Source organism: Brevibacterium oceani (assembly GCF_013623835.1).
In the GTDB taxonomy this organism is placed as follows: Bacteria; Actinomycetota; Actinomycetes; order Actinomycetales; family Brevibacteriaceae; genus Brevibacterium; species Brevibacterium oceani.
On the sequence record NZ_JABKDE010000002.1, the window covers coordinates 602,396 to 626,272 of the forward strand.

Here is a 23,877-nt window from a genome sequence, read left to right on the forward strand (position 1 = left end):
AGCCAAACGCTGTAGTCGTGAAGTGGAGCGAGCCAGACGCTGAACTCGTGAATCGGAGGCGGGAGGCCGAGTCCCCGGAGCCGCCCGCAAGGCGAGAACCCGACACACGTTCCTGCCCCCAGGACGAGAATGTACAACTCGCCTGTACACGCGCATGCGACGTACATGTGAGTGAATAGCGCTGTGGCCCGGACTCGCAATGAGTCCGGGCCACGGGGACTGTCCGACTGCGTCAGGCCGGTGAACGGATCACCGTGGCTGAGACGCTACGGCATCTTGGTGCGGAGGTGATCAGTGGGCGAAGTCCCCACGATCGTGTTCGTACGACAGTCCCACGAGGGCAACGAGGCCGAGCACAGCACCGAAGGGGAAGATCCACCAACCCATCGCTATTCCGTAGAACGAGATGGCACCGGCGCCGGCGCAGACGATCGGCCACCAGCTCCACGGGCTGAAGAACCCGTAGTCGGCATCGGCATCGGAGATCTCGGCGTCATCGTTGTCCTGAGGCTGGACGCCGACGCGACGGTCCGTCAGCCACAGGTAGACGCCGATCATCAGGGCCATCGCGCCGACCAGGAGCAGCGCCGGGAATCCGACGAGCTCGGTGAAGTCGGTGAAGAACCCGTAGAACACGCCTACCGCGAGGAAGAAGAGTCCGCAGAGGTTGAAGACGTAGATCGATGACTTCATTTGGCGCTGTCTCCTGTGAGCTGGGGTTCTGCCTGACCGTGTCCGCTGTACTCAAGCAGCTCGGGGTGGTTGAGGTCGAACGCAGGACGTTCGGAGCGGATCCGCGGCAGGGAGGTGAAGTTGTGACGCGGAGGCGGGCACGAAGTGGCCCACTCAAGCGACGCACCGTAGCCCCACGGATCGTCGACCGTCACCTTCGGCGCATTGCGGGCGGTGATCCACACGTTCCAGAAGAACGGAACCATGGACAGACCCAGCAGCAGCGAACCGACCGTCGATACCTGGTTCATCCAGGTGAAGCCGTCCTGCGGGAGGTAGTCGGCGTAGCGACGGGGCATGCCGTCGACACCGAGCCAGTGCTGGACGAGGAACGTGCCGTGGAAGCCGATGAACAGCATCCAGAAGTGGATGTGGCCGAGCTTCTCGTTGAGCATCTTTCCGGTCCACTTCGGCCACCAGAAGTAGAATCCGGCGAACATCGCGAACACGACGGTGCCGAAGACGACGTAGTGGAAGTGAGCCACGACGAAGTAGGTGTCGGACACCGACTGGTCGAGCGCGGGGCTGGCCAGGATGACGCCTGTGAGGCCACCGAAGAGGAAGGTGGCGAGGAAGCCGATCGACCAGACGATCGGAGTCTCGAACGTGATCGAGCCTCTCCACATCGTTCCGATCCAGTTGAAGAACTTCACACCGGTCGGGATGGCGATGAGCATCGTCATGAACGCGAAGAACGGCAGCGCCACGACGCCGGTGACGTACATGTGGTGGGCCCACACTGTCACAGACAGCGCCGCAATCGTGATCGTCGCGAACACGAGCTCTTTGTAGCCGAACACCGGTTTGCGACTGAACACCGGGAAGATCTCCGTGACGATGCCGAAGAACGGCAGCGCGATGACATAGACCTCGGGGTGTCCGAAGAACCAGAACAGATGCTGCCAGAGCACCGGTCCCCCGTTGCCCGGACTGAAGACATGCGAACCGAGTATGCGGTCGGCACCGAGGACCAGCAGAGCCGCGGCCAGAGGCTGGAAGGCCATGAGGACGAGGATGCCCGTGATGAGCACGTTCCAGCTGAAGATCGGCATGCGGAACATAGTCATGCCCGGTGCGCGCATCGTGATGACCGTGGTGATGAAGTTGACCGAACCGAGGATGGTGCCGAAGCCCTGCAGCGCGAGTCCGAGGACCCAGAGGTTTCCTCCGGCGCCTGGCGTGAACGTCGTATTGCTCAATGGCGCATAGGCCGTCCAACCGAATGATGCCGCACCCTGCGGGGTGAGGAAGCCGGAGATGGCGACGAGGCTGCCGAAGAGGTACATCCAGAACGCGAAGGCGTTCAGCCGTGGGAACGCCACATCCGGGGCACCGATCTGCAACGGCATGATGACGTTGGCGAATCCGGCGAACAGCGGGGTGGCGAACATCAACAGCATGAGCGTGCCATGCATGGTGAACAGCTGATTGTACTGTTCTTTCGTCTCCACGATCTGCATACCGGGCTCGAAGAGCTCGAGGCGGATGATGAGCGCCATCACACCGCCGACGCAGAAGAAGAAGAACGAGCCGATGAGGTACATGTACCCGATCGTCTTATGGTCCGTCGACGTGATCCAGTCGACGATGATCTTGCCCTTGCTCCGTGGAACCACGGGAGCGTCAAGAGCCGCCTGATCCATCGTGGCGGTCATTTCTCAGCACCTTCTTTCGGGTACCAGTTGCGATCGTACTCCGGTCCCAGCTGTCCTGTGTTGCCCTGATCGGCAAGCGACTTGGTGTAGTCGGCGAACTCTTCCTTCGACACGACCTTGACGTTGAAGAGCATCTCCGAGTGGTATTCACCGCACAGTTCGGCGCACTTGCCGACGTACTCGCCTTCCTTCTCGGCGCGCAGATGCAGGCTCTGGTCGTGGCCGGGGATCATGTCGCGCTTCTCGAGGAAGGCGGGGACCCAGAAGGAGTGGATGACGTCGCGGGAGTGCAGGCGGATCTCCAGGTCGGTGTCGACCGGCAGGTAGAGAACCGGCGCGGTCTTCTCGGGAGCTTCCGTGCCGTCGAGCTCGACCTGCTTGCCGGCGTAGTAGACGTCCTCGGTCTCATAGTTGAAGTCCCAAGCCCACTGCTTGGCGGCGACCTCGATGACCTGCTCGCCGGGAGTCGTATCATCGGTCGTCTTCTCCATCACCTGGACGTTCTGGAAGAAGAAGCCGAGCACGAGGACGACCGGGGTCACGGTGAACAGGATCTCGATGGGCATGCTGTAGCGCATCTGCACCGGCAGGCCGCGGTCGTGCTTGCGACGACGGTAGGCGACCATGGCCCAGAGAATGAGGCCCCAGACGATCAGGCCGACGATGAGCAGCGCGATCCAGGCACCGTTCCACAGTGACGTGTAGGCGTCGGTGTGGTTCGTCGCACCCTTGGATTCGACGGGGTAGAAGCCTGAGGCGATCTGCTCTTTCGTGCAACCCGATAGCAACGCCGGTATCAACACGGCGCTCAGAATGCCGAGCCGCTTCGCCCAGGACCGCTGCGGTCCTGACTGATTCGGAGAATCCACGTGCAGCCTTTCACAACGTTCTTTCGTCTCTGGTCAGGCCGAGAGACGTGTACTTACTCTGTCACCACCAAGACTACCGCTACACGCGGTAGAAATTCACCTGCGGATGTTCATTTGTTGAGAATACGCTGACAGAGATCGCCGCGGAGCGCGGAATCTAGCCGTGCGGAGTACTCGAGGCCTCCGACCTCCGACACGCCGAGGGTCTCAAGATGTGATGTCTGCCACTGGGTGTCGATGAGCCATGGCTCATCGGCCAACGGCGAATCCGCCGAGGTGGGACCGTCGTTCGCGGGTCCGGCCGGGTGACCGTCGGCGTCCGTCGGATCGTCCGGAGAGGCGCTCGTCGGCGCCACGGATCCGACGTCGACGGAGTCGAAGAGCGAGACGAGATGGGCCAGGGCGGCCTTCGACGCGTCCCGGCGAGTGTGGAACATCGATTCGCCGGCGAAGAAGGATCCGATCGCCACCCCGTAGAGTCCGCCGACGAGCTCATCGTCGGCCCAGACCTCGACCGAGTGTGCCCATCCGTCGCCGTGCAGTCCGAGGTAGAGGGCGATGATCTCCTCGGTGATCCAGCTGCCGGACCGGCTCGGGTCGCCGCAGGCGCGGATGACGTGTTCGAAGGCCCGATCGGTGCTGAAGGTGAAGTGCTTCATCGACTTGCGCAGACTCTTTGTCACACGCAGGTCGCCGGGCAGCAGAACGCCGCGTCGTCGCGGTGCCCACCACCCCATCCGGCCGGTTCCCCCGTCGCCGACGCCCATCGGGAAGAGACCGGCCCGATACGAAAGAAGGACCTGGGGCTGCGTGGCCGTGTACGACACGGCACGCAGATCCTCCAGGTCCATCGGTCTCAGTCCAGTGCGATCAGCCGAAGCCGATCAGTGGAACGAGTCGCCGCAGGCACAGGACCCGCCGGCATTGGGGTTGTCGATCGTGAAGCCCTGCTTCTCGATGGTGTCCGAGAAGTCGATGGTCGATCCGTTGAGGTACGGCACACTCATCCGATCGACGATGACCTCGACCCCGCCGAAGTCCCGCACGGCGTCACCGTCGAGGTGGCGCTCATCGAAATAGAGCTGGTAGATCAGTCCGGAGCATCCGCCCGGCTGGACGGCCACACGCAGGCGCAGGTCGTCGCGACCCTCCTGCTCGAGCAGGCTGCGCACCTTGTCGGCAGCGGTCGTCGACAGCTCGACCTCGTGAGTGGCCTCGGCATTTTCAGTCACAGTCATGGTTACTCCTTCTCACGTTCCTGTCCCCAGGCTACACCGCGCACAACGTCTGCGCCCTCAGCCCTATTCCCGATCACGTCACCGATTCTCACCGAGGCGCTGCAGCAGAAGCGCCTCGGCGACGATCGCGGCCCGGAAGTCCGGCAGATAGAGCGACTCGTTCGCGCTGTGCGCCCGGGCATCGGGGTCTTCGACACCGGTGACGAGGATCGACGCGCCGGGGAACACCTCGAGCAGATCGGCGATGAACGGGATCGACCCGCCGATGCCCATCTCCACGGACTCGGTGTCCCACGCGTCGCTGAGCGCCTGCCGCGCAGTCTGGACGACGGGGTCCGAATCGTCGGCGCGCCAGGGACTGCCGCCCTCGGTCTCGCCGATGCTCAGCTGGGCCCCGAAGGGCAGGTTCGCGCGCAGATGCTCTTCGACTGACCTGACCGCCGAGGCGGGGGTGTCCCCCGGCGCCAGACGGATCGAGAGCTTGGCACGCAGAGACGACTGCAGCGTGTTCGACGACACTGCGACGTCGGGGATGTCGAGGCCGATGACGGTGATCGACGGCTGCGTCCACAGCCGGGAGGCCAGGGTGCCGGTGCCGATGAGCTCGGTGGACTCGAGGACCCCGGAATCGGTGCGCAGGGTCGCCTCGTCGTAGTCGATGGCGGTTTCGGCTTCGGAGTGGAGTCCGGCCACAGCGACCGAGCCGTTGTCGTCGTGGAGGCTCGCGAGCACCTTCGTCATCGCCAGCATCGCGTCGGGTGCGACGCCGCCGTACATGCCCGAATGCACCGCGTGGTCGAGGGTGGAGATCTCGAATTCGACTGCGCACATCCCCCGCAGGCTCGTCGTCAGGGCCGGAGTCCCGGCCGCCCAGTTTCCGGAATCGGCGACGACGATGACATCGGAACGCAGACGGTCGCGGTAGGTCTCGAGGAAGTTCCGGAAACTCGGGCTGCCGGCTTCCTCTTCCCCTTCGAAGAACAGAGTGACACCCACGCCGAGGCGGTCGGCCAGCAGCCGCAGCGCCGTGAGGTGGACCATGATGCCCGCCTTGTCATCGGCGGCGCCGCGCCCGAAGAGGCGATCTCCCTTCCGCGTGGCGACGAACGGTTCGGTGTCCCAGTCCTCGGCGCGACCGGGAGGCTGCACATCGTGATGGGCGTAGAGAAGCACCGTCGGTGCACCCTCCGGAGCGGGGATCCGGGCGACGACGGCCGGGTATCCGGGGGTGCCGTCCGCTTGCTCGGCGGTGAGGATGTCGACGTCGAGACCGAGGCCCCGCGCCAACCCGGCGACCGCCTCGGCGCTGGCGGTGACCTGGGCGGCGTCGAAGCTCGGCCAGGCCACGGAAGGAATGGCCACGAGGTCCGTGAGATCGGTCAGGACGTCATCGAAGATGGCGTCCAATTCGGCATGCAGTTGTGCACTGTTGAGTGCTGAAGTCGATTCGGTCATTCTCCAAAGGTAGTATTCATCAGGTGTTCGGACGTAGAAAATCTCACGCGGAGGACGAAACCTCTGCCCCTCAGCCAGCCCATGACGAAACCGCCGCCGACGCCGCAGCCCGGCGCGAAGCGGAGCAGAAGAAGGGGCGCCCGACGCCCAAGCGCAGCCAGCAGGAGTCCGCGCGGCGCCAGCCCCTGGTGAATAGGGATCGCAAGGTTGCGAACCAGAAAGCCAAGGAGCAGCAGCGCAAGGAACGCGATCGTGCGCGCATCGGAATGATGAACGGTGAGGAGAAATACCTCACCCGCCGCGACAAGGGCCCCCAGCGTCGCTACATCCGCAACTACATCGACGCCCGGTTCTCGATCGGCGAGATCTTCATCCCGGCGGCGATCCTCATCCTCGTCATCGCCTTCACCCAGCCGGTGCAGATCCAGCAGTACTTCACCTACGCCGTCTGGGGTCTCATCGCGCTCATCGTCCTCGACGGGTTCGTGCTCAACTACATCCTCAAGAACCGGCTGCGGAACAAGTTCGGCTCGGTCGAACGCGGCATCACCTTCTACGCGATCATGCGCAGCATCCAGCTGCGTCCCCTGCGCATGCCCAAACCGCAGGTCAAGCGCCGCCAGTACCCCGAGTGAGCAGACGGCTCGACCCGAGGCCGCGGATGACGCGGCCGGGGAAGAGCGGACCGGAGTAGATCATCTCCGAATAGACCTGAACCAGATCGGCGCCCGCGGCCAATCGTGCCCGGGCGTCCTTCGCATCCGCGACTCCCCCGACGGAGATGACGGTGAGTGCGTCTCCGACCCGCCCCTTGACCAGCCGCAGCACCTCGAGAGAGCGCTCGGCCAGAGGCCGACCGGAGATCCCGCCGGCCTGGTCGGTTGCGAACTGCTCCTCGGTACCGGTGAGGACTGAGCGGTCGATCGTGGTATTCGTCGTGATGAGGCCGTCGACGCCGGCCCTCAGGGCGAGATCGCAGATCTCGAGGACATCGTCGTCGGCGAGGTCCGGGGCGATCTTGACCAGCAGCGGGACATGACCCAGCTGCGATCGCGGCTGCTCGACCACCTCGGCGGCGGTCTCCCGGACCGCGGCGATGATCGGTTCGAGGCTCGTCACAGACTGCAGGTCCCGCAGTCCCGGGGTGTTGGGCGAGCTGACATTGATGACGAGGTAGTCGGCCAGCGGAGCCAGTGCTCGCGTCGAGGCGGCATAGTCGCTGACGGCCTCGGAGGCGTCGACGACCTTGGTCTTGCCGATGTTGACGCCGACGATCGGGCGCAGCCGCTGCGGCAGTGCTGCGATCCTCCCCCGCTGCTCCGCGATGTTGAACGACGCCTGCCTGGCGCCGTCGTTGTTGAAGCCCATCCGGTTGAGCAGGGCGAGATTGTCCCGCAGCCGGAACAGACGCGGTTTGTCATTGCCCGGCTGTGCGTGGGCCGTGATGGTGCCGACCTCGATGTGTCCGAAGCCGAGCGCCGAGAGCGCGCGGACCCCGACTCCGTTCTTGTCGAACCCGGCGGCCAGACCGATCCGATTGGGAAAGGGCAGCCCGAGGACGTCGACAGGATGCACCGTCGATCGGGCGCAGACGAAGCGCAGCAGCCGACCGAGGAGCGGCACGGAGTCGAGGATGCGCAGGGCGGTGAATGAGAGGTGATGGGCGCGCTCGGCGTCCATCGGCACGAAGAGGAGCCTGAAGATCAATGAATACACGATCCTAGACTATGTCAGAGACGGTCTCGTCTGCGGCATCACACATCCGCACCGGTTTGGCATTAGGATCGAATCAACGTTCAAAGACGACTGAAAGGGAACTCATGGCTGGTGCATCCACCCCAAGCAGCTACTCCACGATCTCACCGGTGAAGGCCACCGCCTCGGTGCTGGTGATCGGTGTCGCGGATTCCTCCGTGCTCGGACTCGAGGGTGCGAAGGCGGTGCGGACCGCCCTCGACGACACGGTGAGGGCGATCGGTTTCACGGGATCGGCTGGAGCGACCGCCCGCATTCCCGCACCCAAGGGCGTGTCCGCCGGATCGGTTCTGCTTGTCGGCCTGGGTGAGTTCGACCCTTCAGGTGAGGATGTCGCAGCCGCTCATGAGGCCCTGCGCCGCGCCGCCGGTGCCGCCCTGCGTTCGCTCGACGGGGCCGAATCGATCGCCGTCGCGCTTCCGGCGGCCTCTCCTGACGGCGTCGAGGCGGTGGCTGTGGGCGCCGGTCTCGGCGCGTACAGGTTCCTCGACTACCGCAGCGAGGGCAAGGTCCCCGGAGTGCTCTCCGTGATCGGACCCAAGGGCAAGTCGTTCTCCGCCGCCCACGATTCGGGAGTCGTCATCGCGGCCGCCACGAACCGTGCCCGCGACCTCGTCAACACTCCCCCGCTCGACCTCTACCCCGAGTCCTATGCCGAGATCGTTAAGGCTCAGGCCAAGGAGCGCAGACTCAAGGTCACCGTGCTTGGTGACAAGGAGCTCGAAGCCGGCGGCTATGGGGGAATCATCGGCGTCGGGCAGGGGTCGACACGCGGACCCCGCCTGGTCAAGGTCGAATACGCTCCGAAGGGAGCCAAGCGCCATCTGGGCTTCGTCGGCAAGGGCATCACCTTCGACTCCGGCGGCATTTCGCTCAAGCCCGCCAAGAGCATGGAGGACATGAAGTCCGATATGGCCGGCTCCGCCGCCGTCCTGCAGGCGCTGTTGGGAATCTCCGACCTCGGCCTGCCGGTCCGGGTCACCGCGTGGCTGCCCCTGGCCGAGAACATGCCCGGCTCCTCTGCGCAGCGGCCCAGCGATGTGCTCACGATGCGCAGCGGCAAGCGCGTCGAGGTCACGAACACCGACGCCGAAGGCCGCCTCGTGCTCGCCGATGCCCTCACCGACGCCGATGCTGAGCGGCCGGATCTGCTCATCGACGTAGCGACGCTCACGGGCGCTCAGATCGTCGCCCTCGGCGAACGAACCTCCGGCGTCATGGGCACCCCGGCTGCCCGCGACGATGTGATCGCCGCTGCTGCTGCAGTCGGAGAGAATATGTGGGCGATGCCGATCCCGGAGGAGATGCTCTCGGGCTTCGATTCCACTGCCGCCGATCTCACGAACTCCGGTCCGCGTCCCGGCGGCATGCTGGCCGCCGCGGCCTTCCTCCGCGAGTTCGTCGGCGAGGACACGAACTGGGCTCACATCGACATCGCGGGACCGAGCTTCAACGGCTCGGCTCCCTTCGGCTACACCCCGAAGGCGGCCACCGGCGCCGCGGTGCGCACCCTCATCCAGATCGCGAAGACGCTCGACTGACCGCGAAGTTCTACGCGTTGTCGAAACCGAAGTGATGATGACCACCTGTGGCCAATCAGACAGCGTTTGCTTTCGCCCCTGGCGAGAAAAGTGGAAAGATAAGACAGAAAGCTGCGTACCGCAGTCTTATTCACAGCTACGAGGAGTAATCCGTGAGTGACTCATTGACCTACGACCTTGTCGTTCTGGGAGGCGGAACCGGTGGCTATGCCGCTGCGCTGCGCGCCGCAGAGCTGGACATGAAGGTCGCTTTGATCGAACGCGACAAGGTTGGCGGCACCTGCCTGCACCGTGGCTGCGTTCCCACGAAGGCGCTTCTGCATGCCGCCGAGGTTGCCGACTCCGCCAAGAGCTCCGAGACCTTCGGCGTCGAAGCCGAGTTCAAGGGCATCGACATCGCCAAGGTGCTCGAGTACAAGGACGGAGTCATCACCCGCAACTACAAAGGCCTGCAGGGTCTGGTCAAGGCTCGCGGAATCGACACTTACTTCGGCACCGGCAAGCTGACCGGCAAAGACACCGTCGAGGTCACCGGTGAGGACGGCAACCACACCGTCAAGGGCACCAACGTGCTGCTGTCGACCGGTTCGACCTCGAAGACCATCGGCCTCGAGATCACCGATCGCGTGATCACGAGCACCGAGGCCCTCCAGCTGAGCAAGGTGCCGAAGTCGGCGATCGTCCTCGGCGGCGGCGTCATCGGCGTCGAGTTCGCCAGCGTCTGGAACTCCTTCGGCGCCGACGTCACCATCGTCGAAGGCCTCAAGCACCTCGTGGCCAATGAGGACGAGACGATCTCGAAGAACCTCGAACGCGCCTTCAAGAAGCGCAAGATCGGCTTCAAGCTCGGTGTCATGTTCAAGGGCGTCGAAGAGACCGCCGACGGAGTCAAGGTCACCCTCGAAGACGGCTCGACCCTCGAAGCCGAGTACCTCCTCGTGGCAGTCGGCCGCGGCCCCGTCACCGAGGGCTTCGGATTCGAAGAGCAGGGCATCCCGATGGATCGCGGATTCGTCCTGGCCAACGAACGCCTCCACACCGGCGTCGGCAACATCTACGCCTGCGGCGACATCGTCCCCGGCCTCCAGCTGGCCCACCGTGCCTTCGGGCAGGGCATCTTCATCGCCGAGGAGATCGCCGGCCTCAACCCCGTGCCCGTCCTCGAAACGGGCATCCCTCGGGTCACCTACTGCGAACCGGAGATCTTCTCCGTCGGACTCTCCTCGGCTCAGGCCGAAGAGAAGTACGGCAAGGACCAGGTCGAATCGCTCGAGTACAACCTCGGCGGCAACGGCAAGTCGGTGATTCTCAACACGACCGGACTGATCAAGGTCATCCGCGAGAAGGACGGACCGGTCGTCGGCGTCCACGGCATCGGCGCCCGTCTGAGCGAGCAGGCCGGTGAGGCGCAGCTCATCGTCAACTGGGAAGCCTTCCCCGAAGAGGTGGCGCAGCTCATCCACGCGCACCCCACGCAGAACGAAGCCATCGGCGAAGCCCACCTGGCTCTGGCCGGCAAACCCCTGCACTTCCACTCATAAGATCCGAGGAGACGAAAACTCATGTCGAATTCCGTTCAGATGCCGGCTCTCGGAGAGTCGGTCACCGAGGGCACAGTCACCCGCTGGCTCAAGTCCGTCGGCGACGAGGTCGAGGTCGACGAGCCGCTGCTCGAGGTCTCGACCGATAAGGTCGACACCGAGATCCCCAGCCCGTACGCGGGCACCCTGGAGAAGATCCTCGCTGACGAAGACGATGTCGTCGAGGTCGGCGGCGACCTCGCCTACATCGGCGACGGCAGCGGAGAGTCCTCGAGCGACGACGCCCCTGCCGAAGAACCCGCCGAGGCTCCGGCCGAGGAATCCGCACCCGCCGAGGAAACACCCACCGAAGAACCGGCTGCCGAGTCGGCCGACGAGCCCGCAGGTGGCACGCCCTCCTCAGAAGGATCGGGCGAAGGCACCGAGGTCACCATGCCCGCGCTCGGCGAGTCCGTCACCGAAGGCACCGTGACCCGCTGGCTCAAGGAAGTCGGTGAGGAGGTCGAGGTCGACGAGCCGCTGCTCGAGGTCTCCACCGACAAGGTCGACACCGAGGTGCCCTCCCCCGTCGCCGGAACCGTCCAGGCACACCTTGCCGAAGAGGACGAGACCGTCGAGGTCGGTGCCCCTCTGGCTCGCATCGGCTCCGGGGCACCCGCCGAGGACGCTCCTGCCGAGGCTCCGCAGGACGAAGCACCGGCTGACGAAGCACCGAAGCAGGAAGAAGCTCCCGCCGAGGCACCGAAGCAGGAGGCTCCTAAGCAGGAGGAACCGAAACAGGAGACTCCGAAACAGGAGTCGGCTCCTCAGCCTGCTCAGACCGAGTCCGCGCAGTCGGCATCCGCCGCTCAGGCCGAGGAACCCGTTGAAACGGCTGCCGCGTCGGAGCAGTCCGGATCGGCACAGTCCGCTGCGGATACGGTCGGTGAGAACGCCGCCTATGTCACCCCGCTCGTACGCCGTCTGGCACGCGAGAAGGGTGTGGACCTGTCGCAGGTCTCCGGCACCGGTGTCGGCGGGCGCATCCGCAAGCAGGACGTCGAATCGGCTGCGAAGAACGCCCCGGCCGCTGCTCCCGCTGCCGCCGGAGCTCCAGCCGGAGCTCCGAAGGAGCCGTTCAAGGTCGAGATCCCCGAGGAGGCTGCGAAGCTGCGCGGCACCACGGAGAAGGCCTCGCGGATCCGTCAGACCATCGCCAAGCGCATGAGCGAATCCCTCGACGTCTCGGCTCAGCTGACGCAGGTCATCGAGGTCGACATGTCCCGTGTCGTCAAGCTGCGCAAGGCCAACAAGGATGCGTTCGCGGCCAAGCACGGTTCGAAGCTGACCTATCTGCCCTTCTTCGCCAAGGCGATCGTCGAGGCCCTGCAGGTGCACCCGAAGGTCAACGCTCAGTATGACCTCGAGTCGCAGCAGATCACCTACTTCGATCACGAGCACCTGGCCGTTGCGGTGGACACTCCCCGCGGTCTGCTGGTGCCGGTGATCAAGGATGCAGGTGACCTCAGCGTCGCCGGCCTGTCCAAGGCCATCGACGATGTCGCCGACCGCACCCGCAACAACAAGATCATGCCGGACGAGCTCTCGGGCGGCACATTCACGGTGACCAACATCGGTTCCGTGGGTGCGCTGTTCGACACGCCGATCATCAACCAGCCGCAGATGGGCATCCTCGGCACGGGTGCCATCGTCCGTCGCCCGATCGCCGTGAAGACGGCCGACGGAGATGAGTCGATCGCCATCCGCGACATGGTCTACCTGCCGTTGACCTACAACCACCAGCTGGTCGACGGCGCCGATGCGGGACGCTTCCTGCAGACGATCAAGGCACGTCTGGAAGAGGGCAACTTCGAGGCCGATCTCGACCTCTGAGTCACATCTCTTCCGCACACGACCGGGGGGCCGATCATCCGTGATCGGCCCCTCGGCCCATTCATCCTCTCGATCACTCTAGGTCTCGGTGACCTCCGCGACGCGCCAGTGTCCGTCTACGAGCCGAAGTTCGAACTCGACGGACCGGGCGTCGAACCGCTGCGCATCCTCGCCGGTTCCGGCGCTCGAGCGCATCTGCGCGCGAGCGACGATCTTCTCGGCCGCGGAAGCCTCGACGGTGATGTCCTCGACCTCGATGGTGTAGTCCTGCCCTGCGAAGGCTGCTTCGTCGATGAGTTCATCGGCGGCTGCGGCGGCCGAGCCCGGCACAGTCAGCAGCCGCAGTGCTTCGACGTCGCCGTCGCTCAGGGCTTCCGCGCGAGCCGAACAGAGCTCTTTGAGCGTCCGGATCGCCTCGGGGTCGCTCGGGGTCGAATCATCAGCGGACTCTTCGGTCTCCTCCGAGGCGGTGTTCTCAGGCGCAACGGCACCGGTCGAGGCCCGGCCGCCGTTCGGGCCCTCGCTCCCCTGCACAGCGTTCGGCAAATCATTCATCGCTTCCGCACCGGGTCGCGATCCCCAGACGATGAGGCCGCCGAACACCGTCAGGCACACCGCCCCGGCGATCAGCCACCTGCCCGTCAGCGCGCCGCGCAGACTGCCGATACGCTCGCGCACTTCGGCTAGCTGACGACTCAGTCGAACGAGGCGACCACTCATTCCGTCGGCGGTGCGTGGGCTCTTTCCTCCTCTGCTCCGCGGTGCCCCTCCCCCTCCGGCTCGTCGTCCGCGACGCTTTCGACCGAAGCGCGTTCGGGCATTTCTGCCGCCGCCTTCTCGTCGATGCTGCCGACGGCTGGACTCTCGTCTTCGCTCTCCACGGCTGGCAGCCCGCAGGGTCACCGCGGGATCTCTGCCGCCCGGAGTCGCGGTCCCATCGCGATCAGTCGGCCCAGAGGGTGCCGAGGCGGCGGACGTGTCTGCCTCGTGCGCGGATGCCTCGTGCGCGGGCGCCTCGTGAAAGGGCCCCTCATGTGTGTGCCGCTCGTGCGTACGTCGAGTAGGCGGGTGACCCGCCGCGACGCGCAGGCGGGCCGTCAGCGCCGCTTCCGGGTCCGAGGATCGGTCTGCCGGCACGAGCGGAAGCGCCGCTGGCCGAGCCAGCATCCGCATCGCCTCGGCCACCTCGTCGAGCGCTGCTGCCAGCCCGGCTCCCGAGGTCGGCGTCGCCTCCGGCGACATGTCGGCGAGGAGTTCCCCGACCACCGAGCGCAGGCCCGGTGACGACTCAGCCAGCGCGAGATTCACCGGCATCAGGCACTCCGCCCACGCTCGACCGCATCCTGCGTGATAGAGCATCTCTCCCAGCGCCCGCCTCGGCGAGGTCGGCAATGGTGCCGAGACACCCGGAATCAGGACGGGTCGGCCCTCGGCGTCGAGGGCGAATGCGGAAAGAGTGAGCCGGTCCGCGGCCGATTCGACATCCCGGAGCGCGGAGACGATGCCGAGGAAGAGCGTGCACAGCTCCGCATCCGTCAGCCCCTGATAGGTCCGCACCGCGTCCAGGACCAACCCTCCCGGGAACTGGGGCACGATGAGCAGGGAACGCGACCCGGTCGGCAGCTCCACCTCGGCGATGGGCAGCGACGGGCACCGCGCTTCATCGAATCCGCGATGATCGACTCCCCATGCACGTTCGCCGCTCGGCCCGATCACACGATGGACGACGTCCGCGATCGTCACCTGGTAATCCCACGTCATTGTTCGTCATCTCCATTGATGATGTTCGCTGCTGTTTGATGTGCTTTAATAGTGCTTGCCCAATGCTTCCGTGTCAAGGTCCGTGTCCCACGGGAAGGTGTCGAGGGTCATCATTCGGCAGATTGAACCCTCGACAGAAGAGTCATAGTGTGGAGTCATGCCCCTGGCCACAGAAACGCTCGGGTTCGCTCCGGTCCTCGCGGACTATCGGCAGACCTGGGAGATGCAGAAGAGTTATCACAACGAAGTGCTCGCAGGTGAACGGGAATCGACGATCCTGCTGCTTGAGCATTCCCCGGTCTACACCGCCGGGAAGCGCACCTCGGATCACGAGCGTCCCGACGACGGCACCGAGGTCATCGACGTCGACCGCGGTGGCAAGATCACCTGGCACGGTCCCGGCCAGCTCGTCGCCTACTTCATCTACCGCCTCAACGATCCCAAAGAGGTCCGGCTCTTCGTGTCCCAGCTCGAGGATGCGATGATCACCCTGCTCGCGGAATACGGCATCGATGCCACGACGGTCGACGGCCGCGCCGGAGTCTGGCTGCTCGGGGACGGCCTCCGCCGCGACCGCAAGATCGGCGCGATCGGCATCCGCATCCACGAGGGGGTCACGATGCACGGATTGGCACTCAACTGCAGCAATGAGCTCGGAGCGTACGAGAACATCATCCCCTGCGGCATCGCCGACGCCGACACCACAACGATCAGTGCCGAACTCGGTAAGACGGTGACGCCGGAGGACACGGCCGCTCGTCTCAACGAGATCCTGCACGAGACCATCACCGCCTAGGAGGACGCAGATGACGATTGCCCCAGAAGGACGCCGGATGCTGCGGGTCGAGGCCCGCAATTCCGAGACTCCGATCGAAGACAAGCCCGCCTGGATCAAGGCGAAGGCGCATATCGGCCCCGAATACTCTGCTCTCAAGTCACTCGTCCGCAAGCAGGAACTGCACACAGTGTGTGAAGAGGCCGGCTGCCCGAACATCTTCGAATGCTGGGAGGACCGCGAAGCGACGTTCCTCATCGGCGGTGAGCAGTGCACTCGTCGCTGTGACTTCTGCCAGATCGACACCGGCAAGCCCGCGGATTTCGACGCTGACGAGCCTCGGCGCGTGGCCGCCTCGGTGGCGGAGATGGGTCTGCGCTACTCGACGATCACCGGTGTCGCCCGCGACGATCTCGAGGACGGCGGCGCCTGGCTCTACGCGGAGACCGTGCGCAAGATCCACGAACTCTCCTACGTCGACGGACGCGGGACCGGCGTCGAGCTGCTCATCCCCGACTTCAGCGCGAAGCCGGACCAGCTCGCTGAGGTCTTCTCCTCTCGTCCCGAAGTGCTCGCGCACAATGTCGAGACCGTGCCGCGGATCTTCAAACGCATCCGCCCGGCCTTCCGCTACGAGCGTTCGCTGTCGGTGATCACGCAGGCCCGCGAGGCCGGGCTGGTGACGAAGTCGAACCTCATCCTCGGCATGGGCGAGACGAACGATGAGATCATCTCGGCCCTGCAGGATCTGCACGACGCCGGCTGTGATCTCATCACGATCACTCAGTATCTGCGTCCTTCGCCCCGTCATCATCCGGTGACCCGGTGGGTCAAACCGGCGGACTTCGTCATGCTCCGCGATGCCGCGAAGGAGATCGGATTCCTCGGCGTCATGTCCGGTCCGCTGGTGCGTTCGTCCTACCGCGCGGGGCGTCTGTGGGCGACCGCGATGCGTCAACGTGGAGAGGCGATCCCCTCGCATCTCGCCCATCTCGACAAGCACACGCCTGCCAAGCAGGAGGCCCAGGCCGTTGTGGATACCTTCGGCCCCGGCGAAGAGGTAGACTTGTCTGCTGAGCAATGAAGGCGCCCGTCACCGCAGGACGGGGCCGCAACGCCCTTCTAGAGCAAGTGAGAGAATGAGCGAAGAACCGCGTAAGGGACTTTTCCGGCGCAAGCCCAAGGATCCGAACAAGAAGCCCGGCCGACTGGCGCAGATGCGACAGGTCTACGAGCTGTCCGCCAAACACAACAAGGCGACTCCGTGGCTGCTGGCTGCCGCCGTGCTCGGACTCACGCTCATCGGCCTCATGGTCGGCCTGCTCATCGGCGGCACCACCGCGATCTTCACCACGATCCTCGGTTTCATGCTCGGACTCCTGCTGGGTATGTTCATGCTCGGCCGGTTCGCTGAAACCGCGGCCTTTGCGCAGATGGATGGTCAGCCCGGTGCCTTCGGTGCCGTTCTCAACACGGCTCGCCGCGGCTACCTCATGGATGAGAAGCCGATCGCCATCGATCCGAAGAGCCGGGACCTCGTGTTCCGCTCGACCGGACGCGCGGGCGTCGTCCTGCTCAGCGAAGGTCCGAAGGGACGCAGCGCGAAACTGCTGTCCAAGGAGAAGAAGCGTCACGAGCGCATCCTCCCCAATGTGCCGATCCACACCTTCCAGGGCGGGAAGGAAGAGGGCCAGCTGTCGATGAAGCAGGTCGTTCCGACCGTGCAGAAGCTGCCGCGCAAGCTCAACCGCGCCGAGGTCCTCGCCGTCCGCAACCGTCTGGCGGCGCTGGGAACTCAGGGCACTCGCCCGCCGATTCCGAAGGGCATCGACCCGAACAAGGCCCGTCCGAACCACAAAGCGATGCGCGGCCGCTGACCCACCCACTTCCTATTGCTACCTGACGGCGGCCCAGCAACCTCGCGCGAGGGTGCTGGGCCGCCGTCAGGTAGCAATAGGGAGGGATTTCAGCGACGGAGGATGACGGTGCCCGCCGCCAGATCATGGACGCCGCGATTGTCTCTGTTGAAGATGAGCGCGGGGACGACGAGTACCACGAGCAGAGCGCGGATGAGCGATTTGAGCATTCCCGGGACGTGTCCGTCGAGACGGCGGACCTCGATGCCGAAGAGGCGATGACCCACCGAATAGCCCAAGGTGCCCACGAGCAGGAAATTCTCGAGGGCGAAGATCCCCGGTGCCAGGAACGGATTCGAGCCGTCGATGAGATTCGCGATGCCCAGGCACATCAGCCAATCGACGAGGAGCGCGAGGAGGCGCTTCCACGCCGGGGCCAGGGAATGGGAACCGGAGAACGGCAGGCCGAGCCTCTTGCCCGGCCAGTCGTCGGCCTCTCTTTCGAAGCGGGGCCCGTCGAGCCACGAACCCAAATCATCTCGATTGATCACTCCCCCAGCCTACGGAATCGGCCCTGAGTGAATCCTCAGGAAACATGCCCGAAACATGAGCGTCATCACGACTTCATGCAGACCCGACTAGGATTGACCGTGGTCAGCCAAACGGCCAACGTACCCTAACTAGGAGACCTAAGTGTTCTCGTCTGCTGAAGAACTCGTCAAGTACATCTCGGACAACGACGTGAAATTCGTCGATGTCCGTTTCTGCGATCTGCCCGGTGTGGTCCAGCACTTCAACCTCCCCGCCGCCTCGTACGGCGAAGAGGAGATCACCGAAGGTCTGCTCTTCGACGGGTCCTCGATCACAGGTTTCCAGGGCATCCACGAATCCGACATGAAGCTGCTGGCCGATGTCACCTCCGCCTACATCGATCCCTTCCGCGAGGCGAAGACCCTCGTCGTCTCGCACTCGATCGTCGACCCGTTCACCGACGAACCGTACTCCCGCGACCCCCGCCAGGTCGCCGCAAAGGCCGAGGCCTACCTCGAGTCCACCGGCATCGCCGACACCGTGTTCTTCGGCGCGGAAGCCGAGTTCTACCTCTTCGATTCCGTTCGCTACGACAACACTCCCGGCAGCAGCTACTACGCGGTCGAATCCGAAGAAGCGGCATGGAACACCGGTGAGGACGAGCCCGGCGGCAACCAGGGCTACAAGACTCCTTTCAAGGGCGGATACTTCCCTGTCTCCCCGCAGGATCACTTCGCCGACATCCGCGACAAGATGTCGCTGACGCTGGAGCAGATCGGCTTCGAGATGGAACGCGCCCACCATGAGGTCGGCACCGCAGGGCAGCAGGAGATCAACTACAAGTTCAAGACTCTCCAGCACGCTGGCGATCAGCTGCTCGACTTCAAATACGTCATCAAGAACACCGCTTTCGAAGCCGGCAAGTCCGCGACGTTCATGCCGAAACCGCTGTTCAACGACAACGGCTCGGGCATGCACTGCCACCAGTCGCTGTGGAAGAACGGCGAGCCGCTCTTCTACGACGAGAACGGCTACGGCGGCCTCTCCGACCTCGCCCGCTGGTACATCGGCGGACTCATCGAACACGCCGGTGCCGTGCTGGCGTTCACGAACCCGACGATCAACTCCTACCGCCGTCTGGTCCCCGGCTACGAGGCACCCGTCAACCTCGTCTACTCGGCCCGCAACCGTTCGGCAGCGATCCGCATCCCGGTGACCGGGTCGTCGCCCAAGGCCAAGCGCCTCGAGTTCCGCGTGCCCGATCCGTCGTCGAACCCGTACCTCGCGTTCTCCGCACAGCTGATGGCCGGTCTTGACGGCATCCGCAACCGGATCGAACCGCCGGAGCCGATCGACAAGGACCTCTACGAACTCCCGCCCGAGGAGGCCAAGGACATCAAACTCGTCCCCGGCAGCCTCGACGAGGCGCTCAACGAGCTCGAGAAGGACCACGACTTCCTCACCGCCGGTGACGTCTTCACCCCGGACCTCATCGAGACCTGGATCCGGATCAAGCGTGAGAACGAGATCGACGTTGCACGTCTGCGTCCGACACCGACGGAGTTCGAGCTCTACTACGCACTCTGAGCCGCTCCGGCGCACGGAGGCTTCACCGCGCGTGGAATAGAGTGAGGGCGTCACGGGTTTGCACCCGTGGCGCCCTTTCGCCGTTTCGGGCCGATACCGGGCCGGACGTACAGACCCCTGGAGGGAACGACTTTGACGCATTATGACCTGCTTCTCATCGGCACCGGATCGGGAAACATGTTCCTCGACGAGCGATTCGCGGGCCTGAAGACGGCCGTCGCAGAGGAATGGCATTTCGGCGGCACCTGCCTCAACGTCGGCTGCATCCCGACGAAGATGTTCGTCTACCCCGCGACCGTGGCCGAACGGGCCGCACAGGCCGCACGCTACAACCTCTCTGCCACACACCCGCAGGTCGACTGGTCGGCTCTGCAGGAACGCATCTTCTCCCGCGTCGACGCCATCGAAGAAGGAGGACGCGAGTACCGCAGCAGTGACCGACAGCCGAACATCACCGTCGTGCCGGAACACGTTCACTTCACCGGCGAGAAGACCGTCGTCACAGCCTCGGGTGAGCAGATCACCGCCGATCGCATCGTCATCGCCGCAGGTGCCCATCCGTTCATCCCACCGATCGACGGCCTCGACCCCTCCTTGGTCGACACCGAAGACTTCCCTGTCGTCACCTCGAACACCGTCATGCGCCGCCCCTCCCCTCCGCGCCGGCTGATCATCATCGGCTCGGGAATCATCGCGATGGAGTTCGCCCACGTGTTCGCCCCGTTCGGCACCGAGGTGACCGTCCTTGCGCGCGGTCCCCGACTGCTCGGCAACCTCGACGAGGAGGCCGCTGACGAGTTCACCCGTATCTTCGCCGAATCGCACACCGTCCTCACCGGGGCGCAGGCGAAGCGGTTCGACCTCGCCGACGGCGAGGTCACTCTCACCATCGAACCCAGCGGGCGCGTCGCCGAGGCGGACCTGCCCGATACGCTCACCGCGGACGTTGTGCTCGTGGCCACCGGACGCGTGCCCAATACCGCCGAGCTCGCCGTCTCCGCCGCCGATCACGATGTCATGACCGATGAGCGGCTGGCCGTCGACGAGTACCAGCGGGTGCTCTCCGGCGGGGCCCCGGTACCCGGCGTCTTCGCCCTCGGCGACATCTCGTCACCGCACCAGCTCAAACATGTGGCCAACCATGAAGCGAAGATCGTCGGACGCAACCTCGCCGCCGACGTGGCCGCCGGTTCCCCTGGATCGGCACCCGACGATGAGCTCGCCGCCGTCAACCACCATGCGGTGCCCGGTGCGGTGTTCTCCTCCCCGCAGGTCGCCTATGTCGGTATGAGCGAACAGGATGCCAGGAACGCCGGACACGATGTCACCGTCAAAGTGCAGCAGTACTCGGATGTCGCGTACGGCTGGGCGATGGCCGATGACCCCGGAATCGTCAAGATCATCGCCGACCGCGAAAGCAGGCTCATCCTCGGCGCGCAGATCGTCGGGCACGAGGCCTCGATGATCATCCAGCCGCTCATCCAGGCCATGGCCTTCGGACAGCGGGCCGACGAGGTCGCCACCGGCCAGTACTGGATCCACCCGGCCCTGCCCGAAGTCATCGAGAACGCTCTGCTGGGCCTGGAATTCTCGGACTGAGCACTCCCATCAGCGCCTGACCGGGCCCGGTTGCGCCCGAACCCGCAGACCCGCGCCGAGGCGGCCGTTCAGAAGCCGTAGAAGCGCTGCTCCATCACGGCGCGGGCATGGCGGGTGGTGCGCAGGTAGTCGTCCTCGAGGTCGTGGCCCGTTCCCGCCGCATAGCCGAGCAGTCGGGCGGTCGCCTCGAGTTCGGTGTGATCGGCAGGCAGCGATTCGGCGGTGCGACCGCGGAAGAGCATGACGGCGGAGCGCACATCCGTGGCGATCTGCCATGCGGCCTTGAGCTCGGCGGCGTCCTCGTCGGGAATCAACCCCGCCTGACAGGCTGCGTCGAGGGCGACGAGCGTCGATGTCGTGCGCAGTCCGGCTGTGTCATGGGCGTGCTCGAGCTGGAGGAGCTGGACGGTCCACTCGACGTCGGAGAGGCTGCCGCGGCCGAGTTTGAGGTGCCGACGTTTGTCGGCGCTGCGCGGCAGACGTTCGTCCTCCATCCGCGCTTTGAGGGTGCGGACCTGGGTGAGCGCCTTCTGCGGCATCTCGGTCGGATACCGCAGCGGGTCGATGAGGTCGAGGAAGGCGGTGATGAGTTCATCACTGCCGGCGACGGGTCGCGCCCGAAGCAGGGCTTGAGCCTCCCATGGCTGCGACCATTTCGCGTAGTAGGCCTGATAGGAGGCGAAGGTGCGCACGAGGGGTCCGTTCTTTCCCTCGGGACGGAGATCCGCGTCGAGGTCGACTCCCTGTGCTCCCTCGCTGGCTTTGAGCCGCGAGGCCAATCGGAGGGCGACCTTCGTGACGTGCTTGCTCAGCTTGCCCTTCGCTTCCGCGTCGAGGTCGGTGTCCTTCGCCCGGTAGACGTACATGACGTCCGCATCGGAGAAGTAGCCGATCTCCCGTCCGCCCCAGCGGCCCATGGCGACGACGGCGAACTCATATCCGGGGATCTCATCGCTGTCGAGATCGGCCCGCACCGCCTGCAGCGCACCGCGGACGGCGAGGTCCATGAGATCGGAGAGGTCGCCGGGGATCTCAGTGCGATCGCCGACGCCGAGGACGTCGCGTAAGGCGATGCGCAGGAGCTCGCGGCTGTAGGTCTCCCGAATCGGCGTCACCGCGGCCTTGCCATGTCGTTTGAGCAGCCCGTCGACCTCGGCGCCGAGCACCTGCTGATCTCGGGCCTCGAGGTTGTCCAGGCGATCGAGCCAGGCCACCGCTGCCGGCTGTCGCAGCAGCAGCTCGGTCGCATAGCCGGACAGGGACAATACCTCGGCGACGGACTTCGCGGCGAGGCCGGAGTCACGGAGCATCTTGAGGAACCATCCCGAGCTCGACAGGGATTCGCTGAGGCGCCGGAAGGCCAAGAGGGCGCGGTCCGGTTCGACGCCGTCGGAGAACCAGTCCAACAGTGCCGGCAGCACCTGTTTGATCACCATCGCGGTCCGTGACACACCGGTGGTCAGGGCCTTGATATGGCCCAGTGCCCCCTGCGGATCCCGGTAGCCGAACGCCTGGAGTCGGTCCGCTGCCGCCTGCAGGCTCGTTCCCCGCTTGTGGGCATCGACGACGGCTCCATGGACGCCGACCGCGGCATCGAGGATCGGCCGGTAGAAGATCTGCTCATGCAGTCGGGTGACCTGCCGGGCGTAGTCCCGCCGGGCCTCTTCGAGTCGAGCACCGGTGCGGGAGCCGGAGCGGAACACTGACCGCGCGAGGATCCGCAGCTTCGCATCGTCATCGGGGATGAGTGCATTGCGCATCATCCGCGGGATCTGCACCCGGTGTTCGACGACCCGCATAAACCGGTAGGCGGTCGAGAAGACCGAGGCGTCCTGCTGACCGATATAGCCGTGTTCGCCGAGTTCGCCGAGCGCGACGAGTGTGTTCGGCGTGCGGATCTCCTCATCGGTGCGGCCGTGGACAAGCTGGAGCAGCTGTGCGGAGAACTCGACGTCGCGGAGACCGCCTCGACCTAGCTTGATCTGCCTGGGTGCTTCGGCGGCAGGGATGAGATCGACGACGCGGCGACGCATCGCCCTGATTCCGTCGATGAAGCCGGTGCGGGTGGCAGCTTTCCAGACCAAGGGCAGCAGCGACTGCGAGAACCACTCCCCCACCTCGGCGTCACCGGCCACGGGCCGAGCCTTGAGAAGGGCCTGGAACTCCCAGTTGTGAGCGATCTCGTCATAGTAGTGCTCGAATTCGGAGAGCGTGCGCACGAGTGCGCCGGCCTTGCCCTCCGGGCGCAGCGCGGTGTCGACCTCCCACAGAGCCGGCTCGCCGCCGGCGTCGGAGAGGATGCCGCGCACGCGCTGGGCGAGTTCGGTGGCCAAACGTCGCCCCTCTTCATCGGTGCGGGAATCGAGGACGAAGACGACGTCGACGTCGGAGACGTAGTTGAGCTCCCTGGCCCCGGTCTTTCCGAGGGCGATCACCGCGAGGCGCACGGAACCCGCCTCGTCGAGCTCGGCACGCGCTATCGCCAGTGCGGCATCGAGAGCGGCCGCCGCGAGATCCGACAGGGCGGCCATGACGTGCTCGACGATGTCCTCCGGAGACTCCGCCGAGAGATCGTCGGCGACCAGTCGCAGCACTGCGTCCCGATAGGTCCGGCGCAGCACCCGGATGCCGTCGTCGCCGGCGACCCCGGCGCGGGGAGCCGGATCATCCGGGTCCGCGCCGAGGGCCCCGAGCAGGCTCGCGCGCAGCGACACAGCCGAGGCATCGGGGGTCTCGATGAGGAGGAAGGGATCCGGTGCCAGCAGCAGCGGGAGGGAGTCAGGATGCCGTACGAGGTGGTCGACCATCGCCTCCGAGGTGCCCATGACGGCGAGCAGCCGGGCCAGCAGCGGACGGTTGAGCTCGTCCTCGGCGAGATCCTTCGCGGTCCCCGAACGCACCGCGCTCAGCAGCTGGGCCGACCCGTCTCCGGCCGCCTCGACCACCCGCAGCAGTCCGAGCGCGGCGCCGTGCGGGTCGGGGGTGGCCATGAGCAGGTCGACGAAGCGGGAGTCCGTGGCCAGAGGCTCCCCCAGGAGTTCGTCGAGCTCGTAGAGGAAGCGTGACGTTGCGTCCGGGACGGTCGTCGTGCGTGAAGTGATTCCTGCCAT

19 protein-coding genes are annotated in these 23,877 nt (G+C 65.3%); 9 read left to right on the forward strand and 10 right to left on the reverse strand.

What is annotated here, in order from left to right; genetic code table 11:
* Positions 1-291 precede the first annotated feature (291 nt).
* The 6 genes from HK401_RS06225 to HK401_RS06250 form a co-directional block, all read right to left on the reverse strand.
* Complete coding sequence (locus HK401_RS06225; protein WP_181273776.1) at positions 292-693, reverse strand: cytochrome c oxidase subunit 4; 402 nt, start codon at positions 691-693, stop codon at positions 292-294.
* The gene (ctaD, locus tag HK401_RS06230; RefSeq protein ID WP_181273777.1) at positions 690-2,387 is read right to left on the reverse strand and encodes an aa3-type cytochrome oxidase subunit I; all 1,698 of its coding nucleotides are present in this window, start codon (positions 2,385-2,387) and stop codon (positions 690-692) included. Before ctaD ends, HK401_RS06225 begins: the two co-directional genes overlap by 4 nt.
* Complete coding sequence (gene ctaC, locus HK401_RS06235) at positions 2,384-3,256, reverse strand: aa3-type cytochrome oxidase subunit II (RefSeq protein ID WP_181273778.1); 873 nt, start codon at positions 3,254-3,256, stop codon at positions 2,384-2,386. Before ctaC ends, ctaD begins: the two co-directional genes overlap by 4 nt.
* Before the next feature lie 110 nt (positions 3,257-3,366).
* Positions 3,367-4,107 carry a leucyl/phenylalanyl-tRNA--protein transferase gene (locus tag HK401_RS06240; RefSeq protein WP_181273779.1) on the reverse strand — a complete coding sequence of 247 codons (741 nt, stop codon included), beginning with the start codon at positions 4,105-4,107 and terminating at the stop codon, positions 3,367-3,369.
* Positions 4,108-4,140: 33 nt separating this feature from the next.
* Positions 4,141-4,494 carry a HesB/IscA family protein gene (locus HK401_RS06245; protein WP_181273780.1) on the reverse strand — a complete coding sequence of 118 codons (354 nt, stop codon included), beginning with the start codon at positions 4,492-4,494 and terminating at the stop codon, positions 4,141-4,143.
* Positions 4,495-4,572: 78 nt separating this feature from the next.
* Complete coding sequence (locus tag HK401_RS06250) at positions 4,573-5,949, reverse strand: dipeptidase (protein WP_181273781.1); 1,377 nt, start codon at positions 5,947-5,949, stop codon at positions 4,573-4,575.
* Between the two features lie 23 nt (positions 5,950-5,972).
* Here HK401_RS06250 and HK401_RS06255 point away from each other — a divergent pair, with 23 nt between their 5' ends.
* Positions 5,973-6,584, forward strand: a complete 612-nt coding sequence (locus HK401_RS06255; RefSeq protein WP_181273782.1) for a DUF3043 domain-containing protein — start codon at positions 5,973-5,975, stop codon at positions 6,582-6,584.
* On the opposite strand, the gene HK401_RS06260 is transcribed toward HK401_RS06255, so the two are convergent.
* Positions 6,559-7,665, reverse strand: coding sequence for a quinone-dependent dihydroorotate dehydrogenase (locus tag HK401_RS06260; RefSeq protein WP_181273783.1), 1,107 nt, complete (start codon positions 7,663-7,665; stop codon positions 6,559-6,561). The genes HK401_RS06255 and HK401_RS06260 overlap by 26 nt on opposite strands.
* Before the next feature lie 104 nt (positions 7,666-7,769).
* Between HK401_RS06260 and HK401_RS06265 the strand changes: the two genes are divergently transcribed.
* From HK401_RS06265 to sucB, 3 genes are all read left to right on the forward strand, one after another.
* The gene (locus HK401_RS06265) at positions 7,770-9,245 is read left to right on the forward strand and encodes a leucyl aminopeptidase (RefSeq protein WP_181273784.1); all 1,476 of its coding nucleotides are present in this window, start codon (positions 7,770-7,772) and stop codon (positions 9,243-9,245) included.
* Positions 9,246-9,397: 152 nt separating this feature from the next.
* The gene (lpdA, locus tag HK401_RS06270; protein ID WP_181273785.1) at positions 9,398-10,786 is read left to right on the forward strand and encodes a dihydrolipoyl dehydrogenase; all 1,389 of its coding nucleotides are present in this window, start codon (positions 9,398-9,400) and stop codon (positions 10,784-10,786) included.
* Between the two features lie 21 nt (positions 10,787-10,807).
* Positions 10,808-12,658, forward strand: a complete 1,851-nt coding sequence (gene sucB, locus HK401_RS06275) for a 2-oxoglutarate dehydrogenase, E2 component, dihydrolipoamide succinyltransferase (protein ID WP_181273786.1) — start codon at positions 10,808-10,810, stop codon at positions 12,656-12,658.
* Between the two features lie 78 nt (positions 12,659-12,736).
* Here sucB and HK401_RS06280 read toward each other — a convergent pair whose 3' ends face one another.
* Positions 12,737-14,419 carry a serine/threonine-protein kinase gene (locus HK401_RS06280; RefSeq protein WP_181273787.1) on the reverse strand — a complete coding sequence of 561 codons (1,683 nt, stop codon included), beginning with the start codon at positions 14,417-14,419 and terminating at the stop codon, positions 12,737-12,739.
* Between the two features lie 157 nt (positions 14,420-14,576).
* On the opposite strand from HK401_RS06280, the gene lipB reads away from it, so the two are divergent.
* From lipB to HK401_RS06295, 3 genes are read left to right on the forward strand one after another with little or no spacing between them, the layout of a single operon-like run.
* Positions 14,577-15,215, forward strand: coding sequence for a lipoyl(octanoyl) transferase LipB (gene lipB, locus HK401_RS06285; protein WP_181273788.1), 639 nt, complete (start codon positions 14,577-14,579; stop codon positions 15,213-15,215).
* A 10-nt stretch (positions 15,216-15,225) separates the two neighbouring features.
* Complete coding sequence (gene lipA / locus HK401_RS06290) at positions 15,226-16,278, forward strand: lipoyl synthase (protein ID WP_181273789.1); 1,053 nt, start codon at positions 15,226-15,228, stop codon at positions 16,276-16,278.
* A gap of 55 nt (positions 16,279-16,333) precedes the next feature.
* A complete protein-coding gene (locus tag HK401_RS06295; RefSeq protein ID WP_181273790.1) occupies positions 16,334-17,071 on the forward strand; it encodes a DUF4191 domain-containing protein in 738 nt (245 codons plus the stop codon).
* A gap of 89 nt (positions 17,072-17,160) precedes the next feature.
* On the opposite strand, the gene HK401_RS06300 is transcribed toward HK401_RS06295, so the two are convergent.
* Positions 17,161-17,601: an RDD family protein gene (locus HK401_RS06300; protein WP_181273791.1), complete on the reverse strand. Its 441-nt coding sequence runs from the start codon at positions 17,599-17,601 to the stop codon at positions 17,161-17,163.
* Between the two features lie 142 nt (positions 17,602-17,743).
* On the opposite strand from HK401_RS06300, the gene glnA reads away from it, so the two are divergent.
* Positions 17,744-19,168, forward strand: coding sequence for a type I glutamate--ammonia ligase (gene glnA, locus HK401_RS06305; RefSeq protein WP_181273792.1), 1,425 nt, complete (start codon positions 17,744-17,746; stop codon positions 19,166-19,168).
* A gap of 132 nt (positions 19,169-19,300) precedes the next feature.
* Positions 19,301-20,767, forward strand: a complete 1,467-nt coding sequence (locus HK401_RS06310; RefSeq protein WP_181273793.1) for a mycothione reductase — start codon at positions 19,301-19,303, stop codon at positions 20,765-20,767.
* A 68-nt stretch (positions 20,768-20,835) separates the two neighbouring features.
* On the opposite strand, the gene HK401_RS06315 is transcribed toward HK401_RS06310, so the two are convergent.
* Positions 20,836-23,877: a bifunctional [glutamine synthetase] adenylyltransferase/[glutamine synthetase]-adenylyl-L-tyrosine phosphorylase gene (locus tag HK401_RS06315; RefSeq protein ID WP_181273794.1), complete on the reverse strand. Its 3,042-nt coding sequence runs from the start codon at positions 23,875-23,877 to the stop codon at positions 20,836-20,838.

Excerpts from the sequence above, each read along its gene's own strand:
- HK401_RS06225 (WP_181273776.1), bottom strand. The coding sequence starts at position 693 with ATGAAGTCATCGATCTACGTCTTCAACCTCTGCGGACTCTTCTTCCTC.
- ctaD (WP_181273777.1), bottom strand. The coding sequence starts at position 2,387 with ATGACCGCCACGATGGATCAGGCGGCTCTTGACGCTCCCGTGGTTCCA.
- HK401_RS06240 (WP_181273779.1), bottom strand. The coding sequence starts at position 4,107 with ATGGACCTGGAGGATCTGCGTGCCGTGTCGTACACGGCCACGCAGCCC.
- HK401_RS06245 (WP_181273780.1), bottom strand. The coding sequence starts at position 4,494 with ATGACTGTGACTGAAAATGCCGAGGCCACTCACGAGGTCGAGCTGTCG.
- HK401_RS06250 (WP_181273781.1), bottom strand. The coding sequence starts at position 5,949 with ATGACCGAATCGACTTCAGCACTCAACAGTGCACAACTGCATGCCGAA.
- HK401_RS06265 (WP_181273784.1), top strand. The coding sequence starts at position 7,770 with ATGGCTGGTGCATCCACCCCAAGCAGCTACTCCACGATCTCACCGGTG.
- sucB (WP_181273786.1), top strand. The coding sequence starts at position 10,808 with ATGTCGAATTCCGTTCAGATGCCGGCTCTCGGAGAGTCGGTCACCGAG.
- HK401_RS06280 (WP_181273787.1), bottom strand. The coding sequence starts at position 14,419 with ATGACGTGGGATTACCAGGTGACGATCGCGGACGTCGTCCATCGTGTG.
- lipB (WP_181273788.1), top strand. The coding sequence starts at position 14,577 with ATGCCCCTGGCCACAGAAACGCTCGGGTTCGCTCCGGTCCTCGCGGAC.
- lipA (WP_181273789.1), top strand. The coding sequence starts at position 15,226 with ATGACGATTGCCCCAGAAGGACGCCGGATGCTGCGGGTCGAGGCCCGC.
- HK401_RS06295 (WP_181273790.1), top strand. The coding sequence starts at position 16,334 with ATGAGCGAAGAACCGCGTAAGGGACTTTTCCGGCGCAAGCCCAAGGAT.
- HK401_RS06315 (WP_181273794.1), bottom strand. The coding sequence starts at position 23,877 with ATGGCAGGAATCACTTCACGCACGACGACCGTCCCGGACGCAACGTCA.